The following is a 16518-nucleotide window of genomic DNA, read 5'->3' on the forward strand; positions in this document are numbered from 1 at the left end:
GTCCTCGGCCATGGCGGTAAGTCGTGGCAACTGATGCCTCTCGGGAAGGGCTCACCATGGTACGTATGGTGGCATGGTAGGCTTGAAGGTCACGCTGCGCCTTCGGATGTCGTCGCACGATGCGCATTATGCCGGGGAACTCGTCGACGGGGCGCGCATGCTCGCGCTCTTCGGGGATCTCGCGACCGAGCTCCTCATTCGGCTCGATGGGGACGAAGGGCTCTTCCGAGCCTACGATTCCGTGGAGTTTCTGGCCCCCGTCTTCGCGGGCGACTACATCGAGGCCACCGCGGAGCTGCTCTCGGTCGGGAACACCAGCCGACAGATGCGCTTCGAAGCGCGCAAGGTCATCGCCAACCTGCGCGAATCCGGGCTGCCCGCGAGCGCGGCGGATCTCTTGGAGCCCCACGTGGTCGTCTGCCGTGCAACCGGCACGTGCGTCGTGCCCAAGGGCCTGCAGCGAAAGCCGCGCGAGCTTTACATGCCCGCGCTTCCCGCGGGCCCGGCGCCGGATCCCGAGCCCATCGTCACCCCCACCCCGCCGCCGGACATCATTTTGACCGCGGCCATCGTCGGGGCCGAAGTCACCCGTGCCCAGACGCCATATCTGCCCATAACTCCTCAAGAAATTGCTGACGAGGCCGCCCGCTGTCGCGAGGCCGGCGCAGCGGTGATTCACCTCCACGTGCGCAACGACGATGGCAGCTCGACCCAATCGGCGGAGCGCTTTGCCGCGGCCATCGAGGCCATCCGCGCGAAGACGGACTGCATCATCCAGACGACCACCGGCGGGGCCGTCGGCATGTCCATGGAGGAGCGTGCGGGCCCCCTCGCCTGCCGGCCGGAAATGGCCACCCTCAACTGCGGGACCATCAACTTCGGCGACGACGTGTTCATCAACACGCGGCGTGAGATCCGCGACATGGCGGCACGGATTCGCAAGGCGGGGAGCATTCCCGAGCTGGAGTGTTACGAGGTGGGGCATATCGAAGAGGCGTTGCTCTTGGTGAAGGAGGGAACGCTCACCGGGCCGCTGCACTTCCAATTCGTGCTCGGAGTCCCGGGTGCCATCGGCGCGCGCGAGGAGCACGTGCGCTTCATGCGCACGCTCATCCCGGAAGAAGCGTCGTGGGCCGTGGCCGCGGTGGGCCGGCACCAGCAGCCCATGACCGAGTTGGCCATGCGGCTCGGCGGGCACGCGCGCGTGGGCCTCGAGGACAACATTTACCTCTCGAAGGGCGTGCTCTCCGAGGGAAGCGCCCCACTCGTGCTGCGGGCCGCGCAGTATGCGCGCAGCATCGGGCGCACGCCGGCGGAGCCGAAGATGGCCCGCAAGCTCCTCGGCATCGCAGGCAACGCCACGTGAACGGATTCGTCACGCGGACGCTCGTCGCCGATGGTCTGACCCCGGTGCGAGCGTACGCGCTGTTGCGCGATGCCGCGGAGGGCACGGCGTCGTTTCTGCTGGAAAGCGTCGTCGCGGGGGAACGCTGGGGGCGTCTCTCGATGCTCGGCTACCGGCCGCGTTACGAGGCCGCCCTTCTGCCGAATGGGCAGTGGACCGTGCGCGGCGACGCACCGTTTTCGCCGCCATCGCAGGGAGGAGATCCCATCTCGGTCGCGAGCGCGCTGTTCGCGAGCAAGGTCGAGCCACGCACCCCGGCCGAGCGCCTCGCCGGCGCGCACGTCGGCTACTTCGGCTGGGACCTGGTGCACGCCATCGACAAAGTCGATACGTGGCCGGGTACGCGGGCCCCGCTCGCGCGCTTCGTCGGTGGAAGCACCGTGGTCGTGTTCGACAATTTCGCGCAGACCTTCACCATCGCGGCGGAGACCGAGGAAGAAGTCGACCGCGCGGAGCGGGATCTCCTGGCACCGGGCGCGCTGCGCCGGATTGCGCTGCCGGACCGCACGCGGCTGCCGGCCGACGTGGCCGTGAGCATGGATGACGCGGAGTACGAGCGCATCGTGCGCCGCGCGAAGGAGTACATCACGGCGGGCGACGCCTTTCAGATCGTGCTGGCGCGCAATTTCCACGTGCCCCGAGCAGGGCGCGATCCGTTCGACGTGTACCGCGCGATGCGGGTGCTCAACCCGTCGCCGTACATGTACTTTCTCGACTTTCCGCCGGCGGAAGGAGAAACGGCGCGCACGCAGATCTCCGGCGCGAGCCCCGAGACGTTGGTGCGCCTCGAAGACGGCGTGATGACCGTGCGCCCCATCGCCGGCACACGCGCGCGAGGCCGCACGCCCGACGAGGACGCGGCGCGCGAGACGGAGCTTCTGAGCGATCCCAAAGAGCGCGCCGAGCACGTGATGCTCATCGATCTGGGCCGCAACGACGTGGGCCGCGTGGCGGACATCGGCAGCGTGCGCCTGGTGCGCAACATGGAAGTGGACCGCTACTCCCACGTGATGCACATCGTGAGCGAGGTCGAAGGACGCGTGAACCCCACGCGCATCCCGCCGCTCGAAGCCTTCCGCGCGGCCTTTCCCGCGGGCACGCTCTCCGGCGCGCCCAAACTGCGTGCCATGCAGATCATCCGCGAGCTCGAGTCGCGTCCGCGCGGCATCTACGGCGGCGCGGTGGGCTACCTCACGCAGCACGGCGATTTCGACTTTGCCATCGCCATTCGCACCGCCGTGTGCCGCGGCGACGGCTTCGACGTCACCGCCGGTGCGGGCATCGTCGAGGGCAGCGTCCCCGCCGACGAGGCCATGGAGACGCGCAACAAAGCGCGCGCCGTCCTCGCCTCCATCGAGGCCGCACCGCGCGACGTCGTCTAGCGCGCGGACTTCGTGAACAGCGTGTACTGCATGCCGTCCGGCGCGCGCAGGCGCACGTTCTTGTCCAGCCATGGCGTGACCACGGGCCCGCCGAGCAGCTGCGCGCCCGCCTCCATCAAGGCCTCGCCACGCTTCGCCGAATCGTCGACCTCGAGGGCCACGCGCACGGGCCCCGCCACGCGCGGGCCCACCTCGATGCGGTCGACGGATTCTGCCATCTTGGTCGAGAGAAGCTCCAAGGTGGCCCTTCCCGCCTCGAAAATCGCGCCGCTTCCCTCGGGCTCGGCCCACGCCTTGCGCACGGGAAGCCCGAGCCCATCGCGGTAGAAGCGCAGCGCCTCGTCGTACTTGTCCACGGTCAGCGCGATGCGCAGCTCGCGGATGGACGCACCCGTCTTTTCGCCAGGGCCGGCGTACAGGGTGTACTGCATTCCATCGGGCGCGCGCATCCGGAACGTCGTCCCCCACGGCGCCGCCGCCGGCCCCGCGAGACGTTCCGCCCCGCCGGCCTCGAAGGCCCGCGCAACGGCTTCGGGCTCCTCCACGTCCAGCCCGAGACGCACCGGCCCGGAAATGCGCCGCCCCACCTCGATGCGATCGATCCGCTCCACTTGCTTCGTCGAAAGGATCTCCAACGTGGCGCGCCCCGCGTCCAGAATTGCCCCGCTACCGTCGGGCCGATCCCACGTTTCGACAGCGCGCATCTTCAGACCGTCGCGATAAAAATGAAGCGCCTTGTCGTACGCATCCACGGTGAGCGCCACACGCATTTCCTGAACGGGGTTCGCTTTCACGGAGGCTCCTGTCGCGGAGGTTGGCTTGGGCTCCTTGCCCGAGCAGGCCACGCACAAGAGTACAACGGCCAGGGGAATGATTCTCGACATGCCCCAGGGATAGATCCGTACCCGCAGCGTGATAATCTCCAGGTTCGTACCTTCATTCCGTACTAATAGTATCGAATCATGGACCGACTCACCGGCATGTCGCTCTTCGTATGCGCCGTGGATCGCGGCAGCTTCGCGGCCGCCGGGCGTGATTTCGGGATGACGCCCGCCATGGTCGGCCGGCATGTGCGCGCGCTCGAGGAACGCGTCGGTGCGCAGCTTCTTCAGCGCACCACGCGCTCGCAGCGCCTCACCACGTTCGGGCGCATCTACTACGAGCGGTGCACGCGAGTTCTCGCCGAGATCGACGCCATGGATCGCACGGCCGACGAGCTACGCGCCTCACCGCGCGGCCTTCTTCGCGTGACCACCACGGCCTCGTTCGGTGCGTGCCGACTCGCCCCCGCGCTGGCCGACTACCTCACGCGCTTCCCCGACATGAACGTCGAGCTGATCTTGAGCGACCACTACACGGACCTGGTCGAGGAGGGATTCGATGCCGCGGTGCGTGTGGGCCCGCTCGCGCCTTCGCCTCTCGTGGCGCGGCGTCTCGCCAGCGTGCGCTTCATTCTCGCGGCCTCCCCGCATTACCTCGCCGCGCGCGGGGTGCCCAAGCGGCCGGACGATCTCACGCGGCACACGTGCATCGGGCATGCGCATGGCGCTTGGAGCGATGTCTGGCCGATGGAAACCTCGGACGGCATCGCTCAGCCCGTGAAGATCCGCGCGCGGCTCAAGATCAACAATGGGGAAGCTTTGCGCGCCGCGGCGGTGCGCGGAATGGGCATCGCCCTGCAGCCCGAGTTCCAAATGGCCGACGATCTCGCCGCGGGAAGATTGACGCGCGTGCTGCCGGAGTATCCGTTCCCCAAGGTCCCCATGCACATCGTGTATCCACCGCAGAAGCCGGTGCCTGCGAAATTGCGCACCTTCGTCGACTTCGTGGTGGAACGGTTCGGCCGCTGAGCCACTTCGAAGGAGGTTGCGCCGCCGCCGAAAGCGATGTGAGCATGCGGCACATGGCACGCAAATCCATCACCGCTCCCAATGCGGTTTCCGTCGGTCCGTATTCACACGCCGTCGATACGGATCCCTACGTCTACTTGTCCGGGCAAACCCCGCTCGACAGCGCCACGGGCCGACTCGTCGAAGGCTCCGTAGGAGACCAGACCTTGCAATGTTTCAAGAACCTCGAGGCGGTGCTCACCGCGGCGGGGCTCACGTTCGACAACGTCGTCAAGTGCAACGTCTTCCTGACGAACATGGCCGACTTCGCGGCGATGAACGAGGTGTACGCGAAGCAATTCACCGCCCCCTACCCCGCGCGCACCACCATCGGCGTGGCCGCCCTTCCCCTCGGCGCGCGCGTCGAAATCGAGTTGGTCGCGAAGCGTTGATCACGTCGAAGGCAGAAGTGCGCGCACGACCGTTTCCAATTCGGTCGTGCCGCGCACGTGCCGTTCGCCCGCTCCGGCAAAGCGCACGACGTCGGCGTTGATGCCCACGTACATTCCGCGCATGTGCCGCGCGACGTCCGCCGACATGCCGAAGCTCTGAAACGCCGGCTCGATGGCCTCCGCCGGCGCGAAATCCGGCTCCACGGGTCGGCCGAGTGCACGCGCCGCCGCCTCCGCGACATCGCGCGGCGAGTACGCGCGCGGCGCCTCGAGGGCGATGATCTGGATATGCTCCGCGGGCGGGCCTTCGATGAGCGCCTGCGCCGCCACCGCACCGATGTCGCGCGTCGCAATCATGGGCATCGCGTGCTCGGCCTCGATGAACGTGGGCAGCTTGCCCGACGCCGCAGCCGCCCCGAGAGAAGGGGCCCAGTTCTCGAAGAAATAGGCCGCGCGCACGAAGGTCAGCTTGGCCTGCGTCTTCGCAAGCCGTTGCTCGGCGTTGTAGAGCGAAACGATGACGCCCGTGCCGTCGGGACGATGGGCACCAATCGACGAGAGGAAGACGACGTGCGGGACGCGGCTCGCATCGATGGCGCGCGCAAGGCCGTCGGCAAAGGCGATGCGCCCTGCGAGGAAGTCCGTCGCCGTGACGTCGGGCGGCTGGAGGAAATACGCGCCCTCCGCGCCTTCCAGCGCCTTGGTCAATGCCGGCACGTCCTCGAACGACGCCACGGCCACTTCCGCGCCGCGCGCACGAAATGGCTCTCCCTTTTTGGCGTCGCGCACGATGACACGCACCTTCTTGCCCTTGGCAAGCAAGGTATCGACGACGACCGAACCCGTGTTTCCAGAGACTCCAGCAATAGCGAACATGCCCGTAAGCTACGGCGCGTCGAAGCATGTATCCAATCAATGCTACACATATGAACCATGCATGAGGTGCATCTCGACGCAGCCGATCTTCGTGGCCTGGACCTGAACCTGGTGCTCGCGCTCCATGCCCTGCTCGTGGAGCGGCATGTCACGAAGGCAGCCAAACGGCTCGGCCTCACGCAATCGGCCACCAGCCATGCCCTCGCGCGGTTGCGCACCAAGCTGCGCGATCCGCTGCTCGTGCGCGCGGGAAAACGCATGGTCGTCTCGCCGCGGGCGGAGGCGATGCTCGGACCGCTCGAGCGCGCCCTGGGCGATATCGCTCGCATCGTGGCCAGCCCCGCGCCCTTCGACCCGGCCAGCGCGCGCATGCGCTTCACCATCGGCACCAGCGATTACATCGAGCTGGTGCTCATGCCGAAGCTTCTCGCGCGCATTTGGTCGGAGGCGCCCGGCATCGATGTGCGCGTCATCGCGGACCCCCGTCCATGGGGCGATTCGCTTTCGGAGGGGCGGGCCGATCTCGTTTTGGGATTGCCGCAGCACGATATTCCGGATTTCGACGTGCCGGCCATGGCCAGACGACGCCCAGCGGCATCTTGGCAAAGCGCCTCTTTCGCGAGCGCTTCGTCTGCGTTCTGCGCAAAGGCCACCCCTGCGCGCGCCGGCGCCTCGATTTGGAGACCTTCGTTTCGCTGCCGCATGCCCTCGTTTCGCCGCACGGGCAGGCGGGGGCGGTGGTCGACATTGCGCTGGCCCGCCTGGGCAAACGCCGCCGCATCGCCGTCGAGGTGCCGCACTTTTTGGCCGCGCCCCACATCGTGCGGCAAACCGACACGGTCCTCACCCTCACCGAACGCGTCGCGCGCACCTTCGCCCCGTCGCTCGATTTGGTCCTCATCAAGCCGCCGCTCGAGCTGCCCAGCTTCTCCATGTCCATGCTCTGGCACGAACGCCGCCGCGCCGACCCAGCCCACAGCTGGTTGCGCGCGTGTGTGGCGGAGGTCGCAAAAGGGATTTAGCGTAGTCCGGCCAAATGACTCCATTATCCCTTCGCGAATTTCGCGCGTTTCCGCTCGACGGCGCGATGCTTTATTTCCACCCCGCCACGGGCACGAGCCTTCGCATGGAAAGCGAGGCAACCCGCACGCTGACGTGGCAAGCACCGCGTGTCGTGATGTTTGGCATCACGAATGTTTGCAATTTGGCCTGCCATTTTTGCTCGCGCGACACGTCGCGTGCGAGTGCGTGGACGGTGGATTCGGCAGCCGCGATGCTCGAAGGGCTCGCCCGAGCAGGGACGCTGGAGGTCGCGTTTGGCGGCGGCGAGCCGTTTGCGTTCCGCGGTTTCGTGGACCTCGTCCGGCGATTGCGAAAGACGACGCGGCTCGCCATCCATGTGACCACGAACGGGACTTTGCTCACCGACCGCGTTCTCGGCGATCTCTCGGGGGCGCTCGGGCAGGTGCGCGTCTCCATCTACGAAGACGTGGAGTGGCGCCGTGCTGCGGGGGCGCTCCTTCGGGCGGGCCAAATGTGGGGTGCCAATGTTCTGGTGCACGAGGGCACGATGGCCGGATTGCCATCGCTGCTTCTCGAGCTCGCGGCGTTGGGCGCGCGGGATGTGTCGCTCCTCTCGTACGTGGGGCCGGACCCGTCGATGGTCCTGAGCGCCCGAAGCGAAGGAGCACTCGCTGCGATCATTCGAACCAGCCCCATACCGTGTCGCGTATCGGTCTGCTTCGGCGCGCGGCTTGGCGTTCACCGGCTCTTCGATGGCATGGACGATGGTGGCGATTGCGGAGCGGGCCTGGATTTTCTCAGCGTCACGACCGACAAACGCGTGCAAAGCTGCTCGTTTCAGGAGGCATCCTTTCCCATCGAGTCGGCGGAAGATGCACTCCGGGTATGGCGAACACACCGAGATGCACTCCGCGCCCGGTCTCCTCGAGCGGGATGCGCGCGCGACGAGCATCGCGGCGGACAGGCTCGGCGCAAGGGCATTCGGGTATGGCAGTCCTTCAGCGGGAACAACAGCGGCGAGTAGCGTGGTCGAAGGCGAGCTGCGCGACCGATTGCGGCTCGAGCTCGGACCAAAGACGTTCGAAATCGCGGAATGCGCGCCCTCGTGGGGAGATCAATTGAGCGTGCGCATCGAAACGAACCACCCCGCCGACGTGCTCACCGCAATCGCGAGCTATGTCACGCAGCAAAATCTCGAGGCTTGGCTGGATCTCGTTGATCTCCACCCCCTCGAAAGGGCCATTCGACGGCTTTTGGCCGATCTCGATGCCACCGCGCGACGGTAATCAGACGTTCGCGTCGCGCAGGACGCTGGCGAAGACGTCGGCGTCGACGTTGCCGCCGGAGACGACGAGGCCGGCGCGGCGGCCTTTTAGGCTCGCGCGTTGTTGCAGTGCGCCGGCGAGTGCGGCGGCGCCCGCGCCCTCGGCGACGTTGTGCGTTGCCGTGAAGAGCAGGCGCATGGCCGCGGCAATTTCGGCGTCGCTTACCGTGATGACCTCGTCGACATGCTTCGAGATGATGGCGACGGCATCGGCATCCGGGGTTCGGCAGGCCATGCCGTCGGCGAGCTGCGTCGAGACGGGAGCCTCGATGCACTTCCCCGCTTTGAACGAGAGCGCATAGGCCGGCGCGTGCGCCGAGGTGACGCCCACGATCCTCGTGCGCAACCCGAGAGCTTCGCGCACGGCAACGGCGGCGCAGATGCCCGAGCCCAATCCAATGGGCACGTAGATGACGTCCAGGTTCGGCACCGCTTCGAAGAACTCGAACCAATACGAGGCAACACCCCGCACCAAATCGGCGTGGAACGACGGCATGAAATGGAATCCTTCACGCTCCGCATAGCGAGCGGCCTCTTCGCGCGCGGCCTGAAAGTCCTCGCCGTGCTCGATCAGCTCGACCCCCAGCGCCTGCATCGCCGCATTTTTCTCGCGACTGTTGCCGTGCGGCACGAAAATGGTGGCCTTTATCCCATAGCGCCCGGCCGAGAATCCAATCGACTGGCCATGATTGCCGCGCGTCGCACTGACGACGTGGCCCCCCCGTGGCTGCCGCGCCGCGAGCTCGCGGAAGTACACCAATCCGCCACGCACCTTGAAAGCCCCCACCGGCGTGTGGTTCTCGTGCTTGACCCACACCTCCGCCCCCACGGCTTCGACGAGCAGCGGCCAGCGATACTGCGGCGTGGGTTTCATCGTCCGGTAGACGATCTCGGAAGCAGCACGCAAAGAAAGAAGATCGGGCAGCATGCGCATCATCCTAGCCGGAGTGCGTGCCGGACGCCGGCGAGCAGCTCGCCCAGCGAGGAAACCGTGGGGATGCCGTAGCGCGCGCACACGATGTCCACGTTTCCTTTGCGCCAAAATCCGTCAGGGCAGCAAACGATCACCTTGCCGGTCCGCGCGAAAAGCCCCAGCTCCAGCAGCGTGATGGGCGCTTTCGTCGTGGGGGCGAAGTACATCGCGATGCACGTGGCGGCATCTTGTGCATCGAGCTCCCATTCCACTTGGGCGCGCAGGTTCGGGTCGGACATCGATTGCTTCCAACTCGGGTCCCAATCGTCACGCCGCGGATTCAGAACGACCGCGGGTGTGTCCTCGAGGCCGATTTCCAACTGGCGTTGCCAATCGTCCGCTTGCCCCATTTCGATGGAGCCCGCGAGAAAGACGCTCGGCAGCGTACGATCGAACGAGAGTGGAGCGGGGGGTTTGAGTAACAACGACATCGGGCAAAGTTCTCCTCATTCATGGTTGTACCGTTGAAATCGGCGAGCACTCGAGCCAAAGATGTCCCCAATGAGTGACACGCCGCCCGCCATCGGTCGTCGTGCGATCCTGGCTGCTTTTGGAGCCGTTGCGCTCGCACATGGCCTTGCCGCCTGCGCGTCTTCCGAAGAAGAAGGCGCGCTCGATGCACTATCGGAGGAGCTGCGCCTGCATCCCGAGCTGGCGCGCTTTCTCCACTTGTCTGCGCTGCTCACCGGCTTCGATCGCCTCGAGCCGTCGTTCGCGCAATTGTATTTGCATTCATTGCAGTCAGACGCACAGCGCGCCGCCGATCTCGAACGCCTTTACCAACAGGCGGGCTACCGCGATTGGCATGCTCCCGCGAGCCTCGAGGAATTGGAATCCCGAGGCATCTTCCGAGATGGCGCGTTTCGCATACTCACGGACCGCATCATCACGAATTGGTACACGGGGCTGTACGAAGCGGAATCGGGCATGCGCGTCGCAACCTACGTCCGCGCGCTGGGATGGCGTCTCGACGGCATCAATGCGCCGACCACCCGCGGTGGGCCTCCGGGATTCTGGAGCCGGCCCCCCGTCGTACGGGAGATCCCATGAGTTCGAACGATATGGAAGCCGACGTCGTCATCGTGGGGGCTGGAATCGTCGGTTCGCTCGTGGCCACCCGGCTGGCGAAAACGGGGGCCAAGGTCCTGGTGCTCGAAGCCGGTCCACGGGTCGATCGCGCGCAGGCCATCCAACGCTACCGCGATTCGGTCATCAAATTGCCCGAAACACCGTATGAAGCGGTGTCGCACGCACCCGCGCCACGCCTGGACAAGATTGGCGATTATTACGTCCAAGCGGGCCCGGATATTTTCTGGAGCAACTACCTCCGCTTGGTCGGAGGCAGCGTGTGGCATTGGCTGGGCATGACGCCGCGCCTGCACCCGACCGATTTCGAAATGAAGTCGCGTTTCGGTGTCGGGGCCGATTGGCCAATACGCTACAGCGATATCGAACCGTATTACGTGGAGGCCGAGCGGCTCATGGGCGTGGCAGGACACGGCGATCTGGAGTCGCCGCGAAGCGCGCCATATCCCCTGCCGCCGATTGCCCTAAACAACGCGGACAAGGCCTGGAAGCGCGCCCTCGGGACTTTGGGAATCGAGATGAGCGTCAATCCCCAAGCACGCAATTCGATTCCGCACGATGGCCGTCCCGCGTGCGACGGGCGCGCAAGCTGTTTGCCGATTTGCCCCACGGTGGCGCGGTTCGATGCCGGCGTGCAAGTCGAGCGCGCGGAGCGTGCGGGGGCACGCATCGTGGAAAACGCGGTCGCCGTCTTCGTCGAAGTAGGGCCGGACGAGCGCATCCAAGGCATCCACGTCCGCAGGCCCGACGGCACATCGCAGATTGCGCGCGGGCGCATCTACATCCTTGCCGCACACGGCATCGAGACGCCCAAGCTCTTGCTCCTCTCGCGCACGTCCGCGCGTCCCGGCGGCGTGGCCAATGGCAGCGACCAAGTCGGCCGCAACCTCATGGACCACCCGACGCAGGTCACGTGGGCCCTCACCCGCGAGGCCCATGGTGCTTACCGCGGCCCGCAGTCGACGGCCGGCGTGGACCATTTTCGCTTTCGCGACTTCGATGGGGTCGACCAACGCGCCCACCGTGGGGCCTTTCGCATCGAGCTGCGCGCCGACGGTTGGACCTACGCCAAAGGAACCGCAGACTTCGCCCTTCCCGAGCTTCTCGCACGCGGCATTCGCGGCACCCAACTGCGGCGTGAGCTCGCCTTGCATGCGCACCGCCACTCGAGTGTGTCATCCTTGGTCGAGCAGCTGCCCAACCCGAACAACCGGGTCACCCTGGCGGAGGACGCGCTGGACAGCTTCGGCCTGCCCCGCCCCAAGATTCACTACGCGCTCAGCGACTACGAGAAACGAGGCCTCAGCGCCGCCCGCGCGACGCACGATCGCATGTACGCGGCCCTCGGCACGACCTACATCGAGCACGCGCCCGATTACTTCGGGGGCGGGCACATCCTGGGCACCTACCGCATGGGCAACGACCCCGCAACGAGCGTGGTCGATCCGCACGGCCGTTCGCACGACCACGCGAATCTCTTCCTCCTGGGCAGCGGGCAGTTTTGCACCGGCGGCACCGTCAACCCGACCTTGACGCTCAGCGCCCTTGCTTTGTATGCGCTGCCGCGAATCGAGAGGGCGCTGGCGGGGGACTAGGGTGGAAGGCGCTCAATCCATGCTTTGACGACCGAAACGGCGTCCGCGTCGACATGCTTCGTGGCAATGGGCGGCATCGACTCGGGCGTCCCGTCGCGCCGGGACATGCGGTAAAAGAGGCCGCTCTGCTCGGGGTGGCCCGCCACGACGCGGAACGTATCGCCCGAGGTCTTCGGGCGATTCATCTTCTCCCCCACCGTGGCCTTGTAAATGCTGCTGGTCGCGGCATCGCGCTCGCCGACCAAGAGCCGCAGCTTCATCGGATTGTCCGCCCAGGCAATTCCATTTTCATTGTGGCAGTGGCCACAATTCGCGTGCAAGTACCCGAACGCGCGCGCCGTCGCCTCGTCGCCCGGCACCGAGAAGTCGGCATTGGCTGCAGGAGGTGCAGTGAGCTTGCCCTGCTCGACCAGCCAGCGCAACGTGATCGCCGACGCGCTGGGTTGGAAAAGCTGTATCGCCGAGAACCCGAGAATCGCGCCCGGCTCGCCACGGTGGCACTTGAAGCAATCCTGCCGCGACGGCACGTCGTGATCGGTCCCGCGGATATTGCGCGCGCCGTCGACGACGAGATCCGCGTCGGACTCATCGCCGCGCCAGACGAAGGTGGAAGCACGATAATCGTCCTCCTGCTTTCCCGTATCGGCGACATGCTCGATGAGACGCGTCTCGAGGCGCGTTCCCCCGCGCGAGAACTCTTTGAAAAACTTGGTCCCCACGGGAAAGCGCCAATGGTCCATGTCGCTCGTATCGATGCGCGCGCCGGCCGGAAGCACGATCCAGCGTTTCTTGTCCGCGGCATCCGACCACAACACGTACGCCGGCGCATATTCGAGCGAGGCCGCGGCCACTTGCTTGGTCGCCATGTCCGAATAGAGCCCCGTCTCGGAGAGGCGCTGCGGCGGCCCCGAGGGTCCCGCGTCGGCACGCCCCGCGTCGCCCCCCGGCGGCGGACTGCCTCCGCCGTCCGATGACGAGCTACACGCCACGAACGAACTCGTCAGCGCCGCGACCACGAAGACGACCGCGTGCGTTGCGCAAAGAATGTTACGCATTTCCAATCAAGGCGTGGGCTGACAATCCGGCCGCGGATTCGAAATGGGCGGAAGTGACAGCAGATACCGCGCAATATCGTTTGCGTCCTCGTCGGTAATATTGGAATACGGAGCCAGGTGTCCCGCGGGCATGGGCGGGCACACCAATCCGCCGTCCGGCTGGATGCCTTCCCGGATGGCTCGGACGATATCGGTCATCGAGCGGCCCGCGAGCCCCGTCCGATCCGAGGTCAGATTGGCCGTGTGAATCTCCTCCGGAAAATTGGACGGCAGGCCCAGATCCGACCGTCTGAAAATACGATTTCCCGCAAACCACCTCGTTCGATCCGGCGTAGGCGGTTGTACGCCCTCTTGATCGGGCGTGTGGCACTCGATGCACGGCATGGCGGCCGCGAGGTACCGACCGCGCACTTGGCTGTCGTAATCCGGATTCCCATCTCTCGGCGGTGCATACACCGTATTCATATCAATCGGCGGACGCGGACTTGGTGGTGGCGAGTTCCACGGCCATTGGCTCGCCGATCGATGATCGACCCCCTGCGTCGAACGCAAATGGGCGACAACGGCCATGGCGTCTTGCTCCGACATATTCGCGAAAACCCAATAAGGCATGACCGGCCAGAGAGCATCCCCCGTCGGGCGCCTTCCATGTTGGAACATGTCCCGAATCTCTTGATCGCTCCGGTTCTTCAAACCGGTCTCGTGATTGGTCAGATTCGGCGTGGCGAGACAGCCCGGCGGATCGTTCGGGCCGCCCGGCCCCGCGTCGCCGCGATTGACTCCGACGAGGCATTCGTTGCCGCCGAGGTAGCGTGACATGTCGAACGTGCCATCCGGATTGCGCGGAGTATGGCAATCGCCACAGGTTGCAAGCGTGTCCACGATGTATCGACCACGCACCGGATCGCCAGCCGTGGAGGAACTATCCGCGGTGCTGTCCGCCGTCGTACTATCTCGAGTGCCGGCGTCCAGCACCCGAACGAGGGTGTCGTCGTCGCCGCATGCGCCGACAAAGAACGCCGGCAAGCTTGCCGCCGCGAGGGCCAACAGCCACATCGATTGCCGCATACGATTGTCCTCCGAGTCGACGAGCTTGGGGACAATGCATCTCGGGTCAATGCCTGATATTCGATTGTGCGATTAAGATCATAATCACACGAAATCCATTTCACCAAACCGGTAAGCCGACCGGCCGAGAGAAACTATGGGCGGCGATCGATTGCAATCGATCCAATCGCGTGCAATCCGCAAGCATCCAGCCAGCTATCCAACCCGAACGACCGGGTCACCCTCGCGGAAGACGCGCTCGACAGTGTCCCGATCGAAAGGGCATCAGGGGGAAGGCGGGAGGCGCTCAATCCATGCTTTGACGACCGAAACGGCATCCGAATCGACATGCTTCGTGGCAATGGGCGGCATCGACTCGGGCGTCCCGTCGCGCAGGGACATCCGGTAAAAGAGGCCGCTCTTTTCCGGATGGCCCGCGACGACGCGAAACTCGTCGCCGGACGTCTTCGGCCGATCCATCCTCGCCTTGACCGTGGCCTTGTAGATGCTGCTGGTCGCGGCATCGCGCTCGCCCACCAAGAGCCGCAGCTTCATCGGATTGTCCGCCCAGGCAATTCCATTTTCATTGTGGCAATGGCCACAATTCGCGTGCAAGTACCCGAACGCGCGCGCCGTCGCCTCGTCGCCCGGCGCAGAGAAGTTGGCGTCAGCCGCAGGAGGCGCGGTCAGCTTGCCCTGTTCGACAAGCCGGCGCAGCGTCATCGCCGACGCGGGCGCGCTCGGTTGGAAAAGCTGTATCGCCGAGAACCCGAGAATCGCGCCCGGCTCGCCACGATGGCACTTGAAGCAATCCTGCCGCGAGGGCACGTCGTGATCGGTCCCGCGGATGTTGCGCGCGCCATCGACGGCGAGGTCCGCGTCGGACTCATCGTCGCGCCAGACGAAGGTGGAGGCGAGGTAATCGTCCTCCAGCTTTCCCGTATCGGCGACATGCTCGATGAGACGCGTCTCCAGGCGCTTTCCTCCGCGGGAGAACTCTTTGAAAAGCTTGGTCCCGACGGGAAAGCGCCAATGGTCCATGTCGGTCGTATCGATGCGCGCGCCGGCCGGAAGCACGATCCAGCGTTTCTTGTCCGCGGCATCCGACCACAAGGCGTACGCAGGCGCGTATTCGAGCGAGGCCGCGGCCACCTGCTTGGTCGCCATGTCCGAATAGAGCCCCGTCTCGGAGAGGCGCTGCGGCGGCCCCGAGGTCCCCGCATCGCCAGGCCCCGCATCGCCAGGTCCCGCATCGCTGCCCGGCGGATTGCCTCCGTTGTCCGACGACGAACCGCACGCCGCGATCGAACCGATCAACATGGCGGCGGCCATGACGGCCGCCCCTGATTTTGCACTCACCATGGCACGCATGACGATTTATGGCGGTGTGGGCTGACAATCCGGCCGCGCATTCGCAATGGGCGGAAGTGACAGCAGGTATCTCGCAATATCTTTTGCATCGTCTTCGGTCATATTGGAATACGGCGCCAGGTGCCCCGCGGGCATGGGCGGGCACACCACACCGCCGTCCGGCTGGACACCTTTTCGAATCGCATTGACGATATCCTCCACGGAGCGACCGGCGAGGCCCGTCGGATCCGAGGTCAGATTCGCGCTGTGAATCGTCTCGGGGAAATTGGGCGGCAGGTGGAGATCGGAGCGCCTGAAAACACGATTGCCCGCAAACCACTTGTCTCGATCGGCCATGGGTGGTTTCACGCCCTCTTTTTCCGGCGTGTGGCACTCGATGCACGCGGCCGCGACGGCGCTGATGTACTTGCCGCGCATTTCGCTCTCGTAATTCGCATTCCCCTCCTGCTTCGGGGTGTGCACCTTGCTGAGATCAATCGGCGGGGTCGCGGCTGGCGGGGGCGAATTCCACGGCCACTGACTCGTGGAGCGGTGATCGATACCCGGCACCGTGCGCAGATACGCGACAACGGACTTCGCGTCCGCGTCCGTCATGTTGTGGTAAACCCAATACGGCATGACCGGATAGAGAGCGTCACCGGTGGGGCGCTTTCCATTTTGGAACATGTCCCGAATCTCTTGGTCGCTCCGGTTCTTCAAACCGGTCTCGTGATTCGTCAGGTTGCGCGCGGCGAGACACCCGGGAGGATCTTGCGGAGCGCCGGGGCCCGCATCACCGCGATCGGCTCCGACGAAGCAGTCGTTGCCGGCGAGGTAGCGTTCCATGTCGGGGCTACCATCCATTTTGCGCGGGGTGTGGCAATCGCCACAGGATGCCAGCGTGTCGACGATGTACTTGCCGCGCACCGGATCGCCGCCGGTGGAAGGGCTGTCCGTGCTGGTGTCCGTCGTACTGTCTCTGCCCGCGTCCTGTCCGGGAACAGAGGTGTCGTCACCGCTGCATGCGCCGACGAGAAGCGCCGGCACGCTCGCCGCCGCGAAGACCAACAGCCACATCGATTGCCGCATAAGCCATCCTCCGAGACGAATACCTTGAGGAT

The 16518-nt window shown here is 65.6% G+C and carries 18 protein-coding genes and 1 pseudogene; 10 read left to right on the top strand and 9 right to left on the bottom strand.

Annotation, left to right across the window (positions count from 1 at the left end):
- Window positions 1-73 precede the first annotated feature (73 nt).
- The 3 genes and pseudogenes from LZC95_40550 to LZC95_40560 all read left to right on the top strand — a co-directional run bounded on the left by LZC95_40550 (window position 74) and on the right by LZC95_40560 (window position 2787).
- Window positions 74-472: pseudogene (locus tag LZC95_40550) on the top strand (hotdog fold thioesterase).
- Between the two features lie 9 nt (window positions 473-481).
- Window positions 482-1366: a 3-keto-5-aminohexanoate cleavage protein gene (locus tag LZC95_40555; GenBank protein WXB00263.1), complete on the top strand. Its 885-nt coding sequence runs from the start codon at window positions 482-484 to the stop codon at window positions 1364-1366.
- Window positions 1363-2787 (top strand): anthranilate synthase component I family protein, encoded by a 1425-nt coding sequence (locus LZC95_40560; GenBank protein ID WXA92727.1) that lies wholly within the window; start codon window positions 1363-1365, stop codon window positions 2785-2787. The genes LZC95_40555 and LZC95_40560 overlap by 4 nt, the downstream gene beginning before the upstream one ends.
- Here LZC95_40560 and LZC95_40565 read toward each other — a convergent pair.
- Complete coding sequence (locus LZC95_40565; GenBank protein ID WXA92728.1) at window positions 2784-3671, bottom strand: VOC family protein; 888 nt, start codon at window positions 3669-3671, stop codon at window positions 2784-2786. The two genes, LZC95_40560 and LZC95_40565, sit on opposite strands and share 4 nt — an antisense overlap.
- 78 nt (window positions 3672-3749) lie before the next feature.
- Between LZC95_40565 and LZC95_40570 the strand changes: the two genes are divergently transcribed.
- Both LZC95_40570 and LZC95_40575 read left to right on the top strand, forming a co-directional pair.
- Complete coding sequence (locus LZC95_40570) at window positions 3750-4637, top strand: LysR family transcriptional regulator (GenBank protein ID WXA92729.1); 888 nt, start codon at window positions 3750-3752, stop codon at window positions 4635-4637.
- Between the two features lie 44 nt (window positions 4638-4681).
- Window positions 4682-5068 (top strand): Rid family detoxifying hydrolase, encoded by a 387-nt coding sequence (locus LZC95_40575; GenBank protein WXA92730.1) that lies wholly within the window; start codon window positions 4682-4684, stop codon window positions 5066-5068.
- On the opposite strand, the gene LZC95_40580 is transcribed toward LZC95_40575, so the two are convergent.
- Complete coding sequence (locus LZC95_40580) at window positions 5069-5944, bottom strand: NmrA family NAD(P)-binding protein (GenBank protein ID WXA92731.1); 876 nt, start codon at window positions 5942-5944, stop codon at window positions 5069-5071. It lies immediately after the preceding gene.
- Between the two features lie 42 nt (window positions 5945-5986).
- Entirely contained in the window at window positions 5987-6490 is a 504-nt protein-coding gene (locus LZC95_40585) for a hypothetical protein (GenBank protein ID WXA92732.1), read from the bottom strand.
- 53 nt (window positions 6491-6543) lie between these two features.
- Here LZC95_40585 and LZC95_40590 point away from each other — a divergent pair, with 53 nt between their 5' ends.
- From LZC95_40590 to LZC95_40600, 3 genes are read left to right on the top strand one after another with little or no spacing between them, the layout of a single operon-like run.
- Window positions 6544-6966 (top strand): LysR substrate-binding domain-containing protein, encoded by a 423-nt coding sequence (locus LZC95_40590; protein WXA92733.1) that lies wholly within the window; start codon window positions 6544-6546, stop codon window positions 6964-6966.
- A gap of 14 nt (window positions 6967-6980) precedes the next feature.
- Complete coding sequence (locus LZC95_40595) at window positions 6981-7991, top strand: radical SAM protein (protein WXA92734.1); 1011 nt, start codon at window positions 6981-6983, stop codon at window positions 7989-7991.
- A 1-nt stretch (window position 7992) separates the two neighbouring features.
- Entirely contained in the window at window positions 7993-8253 is a 261-nt protein-coding gene (locus LZC95_40600) for a hypothetical protein (protein WXA92735.1), read from the top strand.
- On the opposite strand, the gene LZC95_40605 is transcribed toward LZC95_40600, so the two are convergent.
- Together LZC95_40605 and LZC95_40610 are read right to left on the bottom strand one after the other, a co-directional pair.
- Window positions 8254-9219, bottom strand: coding sequence for a threonine dehydratase (locus LZC95_40605; protein ID WXA92736.1), 966 nt, complete (start codon window positions 9217-9219; stop codon window positions 8254-8256). It lies immediately after the preceding gene.
- 5 nt (window positions 9220-9224) lie between these two features.
- Window positions 9225-9695: a nucleoside 2-deoxyribosyltransferase domain-containing protein gene (locus tag LZC95_40610; protein ID WXA92737.1), complete on the bottom strand. Its 471-nt coding sequence runs from the start codon at window positions 9693-9695 to the stop codon at window positions 9225-9227.
- A gap of 70 nt (window positions 9696-9765) precedes the next feature.
- Here LZC95_40610 and LZC95_40615 point away from each other — a divergent pair, with 70 nt between their 5' ends.
- Both LZC95_40615 and LZC95_40620 read left to right on the top strand, forming a co-directional pair.
- Window positions 9766-10314, top strand: coding sequence for a sorbitol dehydrogenase family protein (locus LZC95_40615; protein ID WXA92738.1), 549 nt, complete (start codon window positions 9766-9768; stop codon window positions 10312-10314).
- A complete protein-coding gene (locus LZC95_40620; protein ID WXA92739.1) occupies window positions 10311-11945 on the top strand; it encodes a GMC family oxidoreductase in 1635 nt (544 codons plus the stop codon). The genes LZC95_40615 and LZC95_40620 overlap by 4 nt, the downstream gene beginning before the upstream one ends.
- Here LZC95_40620 and LZC95_40625 read toward each other — a convergent pair.
- The 4 genes from LZC95_40625 to LZC95_40640 form a co-directional block, all read right to left on the bottom strand.
- On the bottom strand, window positions 11942-13000 hold the full coding sequence (locus LZC95_40625; GenBank protein ID WXA92740.1) for a hypothetical protein: 1059 nt from the start codon (window positions 12998-13000) through the stop codon (window positions 11942-11944). The two genes, LZC95_40620 and LZC95_40625, sit on opposite strands and share 4 nt — an antisense overlap.
- A gap of 6 nt (window positions 13001-13006) precedes the next feature.
- Window positions 13007-14068 carry a cytochrome c gene (locus LZC95_40630; GenBank protein ID WXA92741.1) on the bottom strand — a complete coding sequence of 354 codons (1062 nt, stop codon included), beginning with the start codon at window positions 14066-14068 and terminating at the stop codon, window positions 13007-13009.
- A 264-nt stretch (window positions 14069-14332) separates the two neighbouring features.
- The gene (locus LZC95_40635; GenBank protein WXA92742.1) at window positions 14333-15418 is read right to left on the bottom strand and encodes a hypothetical protein; all 1086 of its coding nucleotides are present in this window, start codon (window positions 15416-15418) and stop codon (window positions 14333-14335) included.
- Window positions 15419-15424: 6 nt separating this feature from the next.
- A complete protein-coding gene (locus LZC95_40640; protein WXA92743.1) occupies window positions 15425-16486 on the bottom strand; it encodes a c-type cytochrome in 1062 nt (353 codons plus the stop codon).
- Between the last annotated feature and the right edge of the window lie 32 nt (window positions 16487-16518).

Source organism: Sorangiineae bacterium MSr12523, from assembly GCA_037157775.1.
Classification (GTDB): Bacteria; Myxococcota_A; Polyangia; order Polyangiales; family Polyangiaceae; genus Pendulispora; species Pendulispora brunnea.

Excerpts from the sequence above, each read along its gene's own strand:
- LZC95_40555 (WXB00263.1), top strand. The coding sequence starts at position 482 with ATGCCCGCGCTTCCCGCGGGCCCGGCGCCGGATCCCGAGCCCATCGTC.
- LZC95_40615 (WXA92738.1), top strand. The coding sequence starts at position 9,766 with ATGAGTGACACGCCGCCCGCCATCGGTCGTCGTGCGATCCTGGCTGCT.
- LZC95_40580 (WXA92731.1), bottom strand. The coding sequence starts at position 5,944 with ATGTTCGCTATTGCTGGAGTCTCTGGAAACACGGGTTCGGTCGTCGTC.
- LZC95_40620 (WXA92739.1), top strand. The coding sequence starts at position 10,311 with ATGAGTTCGAACGATATGGAAGCCGACGTCGTCATCGTGGGGGCTGGA.
- LZC95_40625 (WXA92740.1), bottom strand. The coding sequence starts at position 13,000 with ATGCGTAACATTCTTTGCGCAACGCACGCGGTCGTCTTCGTGGTCGCG.
- LZC95_40640 (WXA92743.1), bottom strand. The coding sequence starts at position 16,486 with ATGCGGCAATCGATGTGGCTGTTGGTCTTCGCGGCGGCGAGCGTGCCG.
- LZC95_40635 (WXA92742.1), bottom strand. The coding sequence starts at position 15,418 with ATGCGTGCCATGGTGAGTGCAAAATCAGGGGCGGCCGTCATGGCCGCC.
- LZC95_40610 (WXA92737.1), bottom strand. The coding sequence starts at position 9,695 with ATGTCGTTGTTACTCAAACCCCCCGCTCCACTCTCGTTCGATCGTACG.
- LZC95_40595 (WXA92734.1), top strand. The coding sequence starts at position 6,981 with ATGACTCCATTATCCCTTCGCGAATTTCGCGCGTTTCCGCTCGACGGC.
- LZC95_40565 (WXA92728.1), bottom strand. The coding sequence starts at position 3,671 with ATGTCGAGAATCATTCCCCTGGCCGTTGTACTCTTGTGCGTGGCCTGC.
- LZC95_40575 (WXA92730.1), top strand. The coding sequence starts at position 4,682 with ATGCGGCACATGGCACGCAAATCCATCACCGCTCCCAATGCGGTTTCC.
- LZC95_40630 (WXA92741.1), bottom strand. The coding sequence starts at position 14,068 with ATGCGGCAATCGATGTGGCTGTTGGCCCTCGCGGCGGCAAGCTTGCCG.
- LZC95_40570 (WXA92729.1), top strand. The coding sequence starts at position 3,750 with ATGGACCGACTCACCGGCATGTCGCTCTTCGTATGCGCCGTGGATCGC.
- LZC95_40605 (WXA92736.1), bottom strand. The coding sequence starts at position 9,219 with ATGCTGCCCGATCTTCTTTCTTTGCGTGCTGCTTCCGAGATCGTCTAC.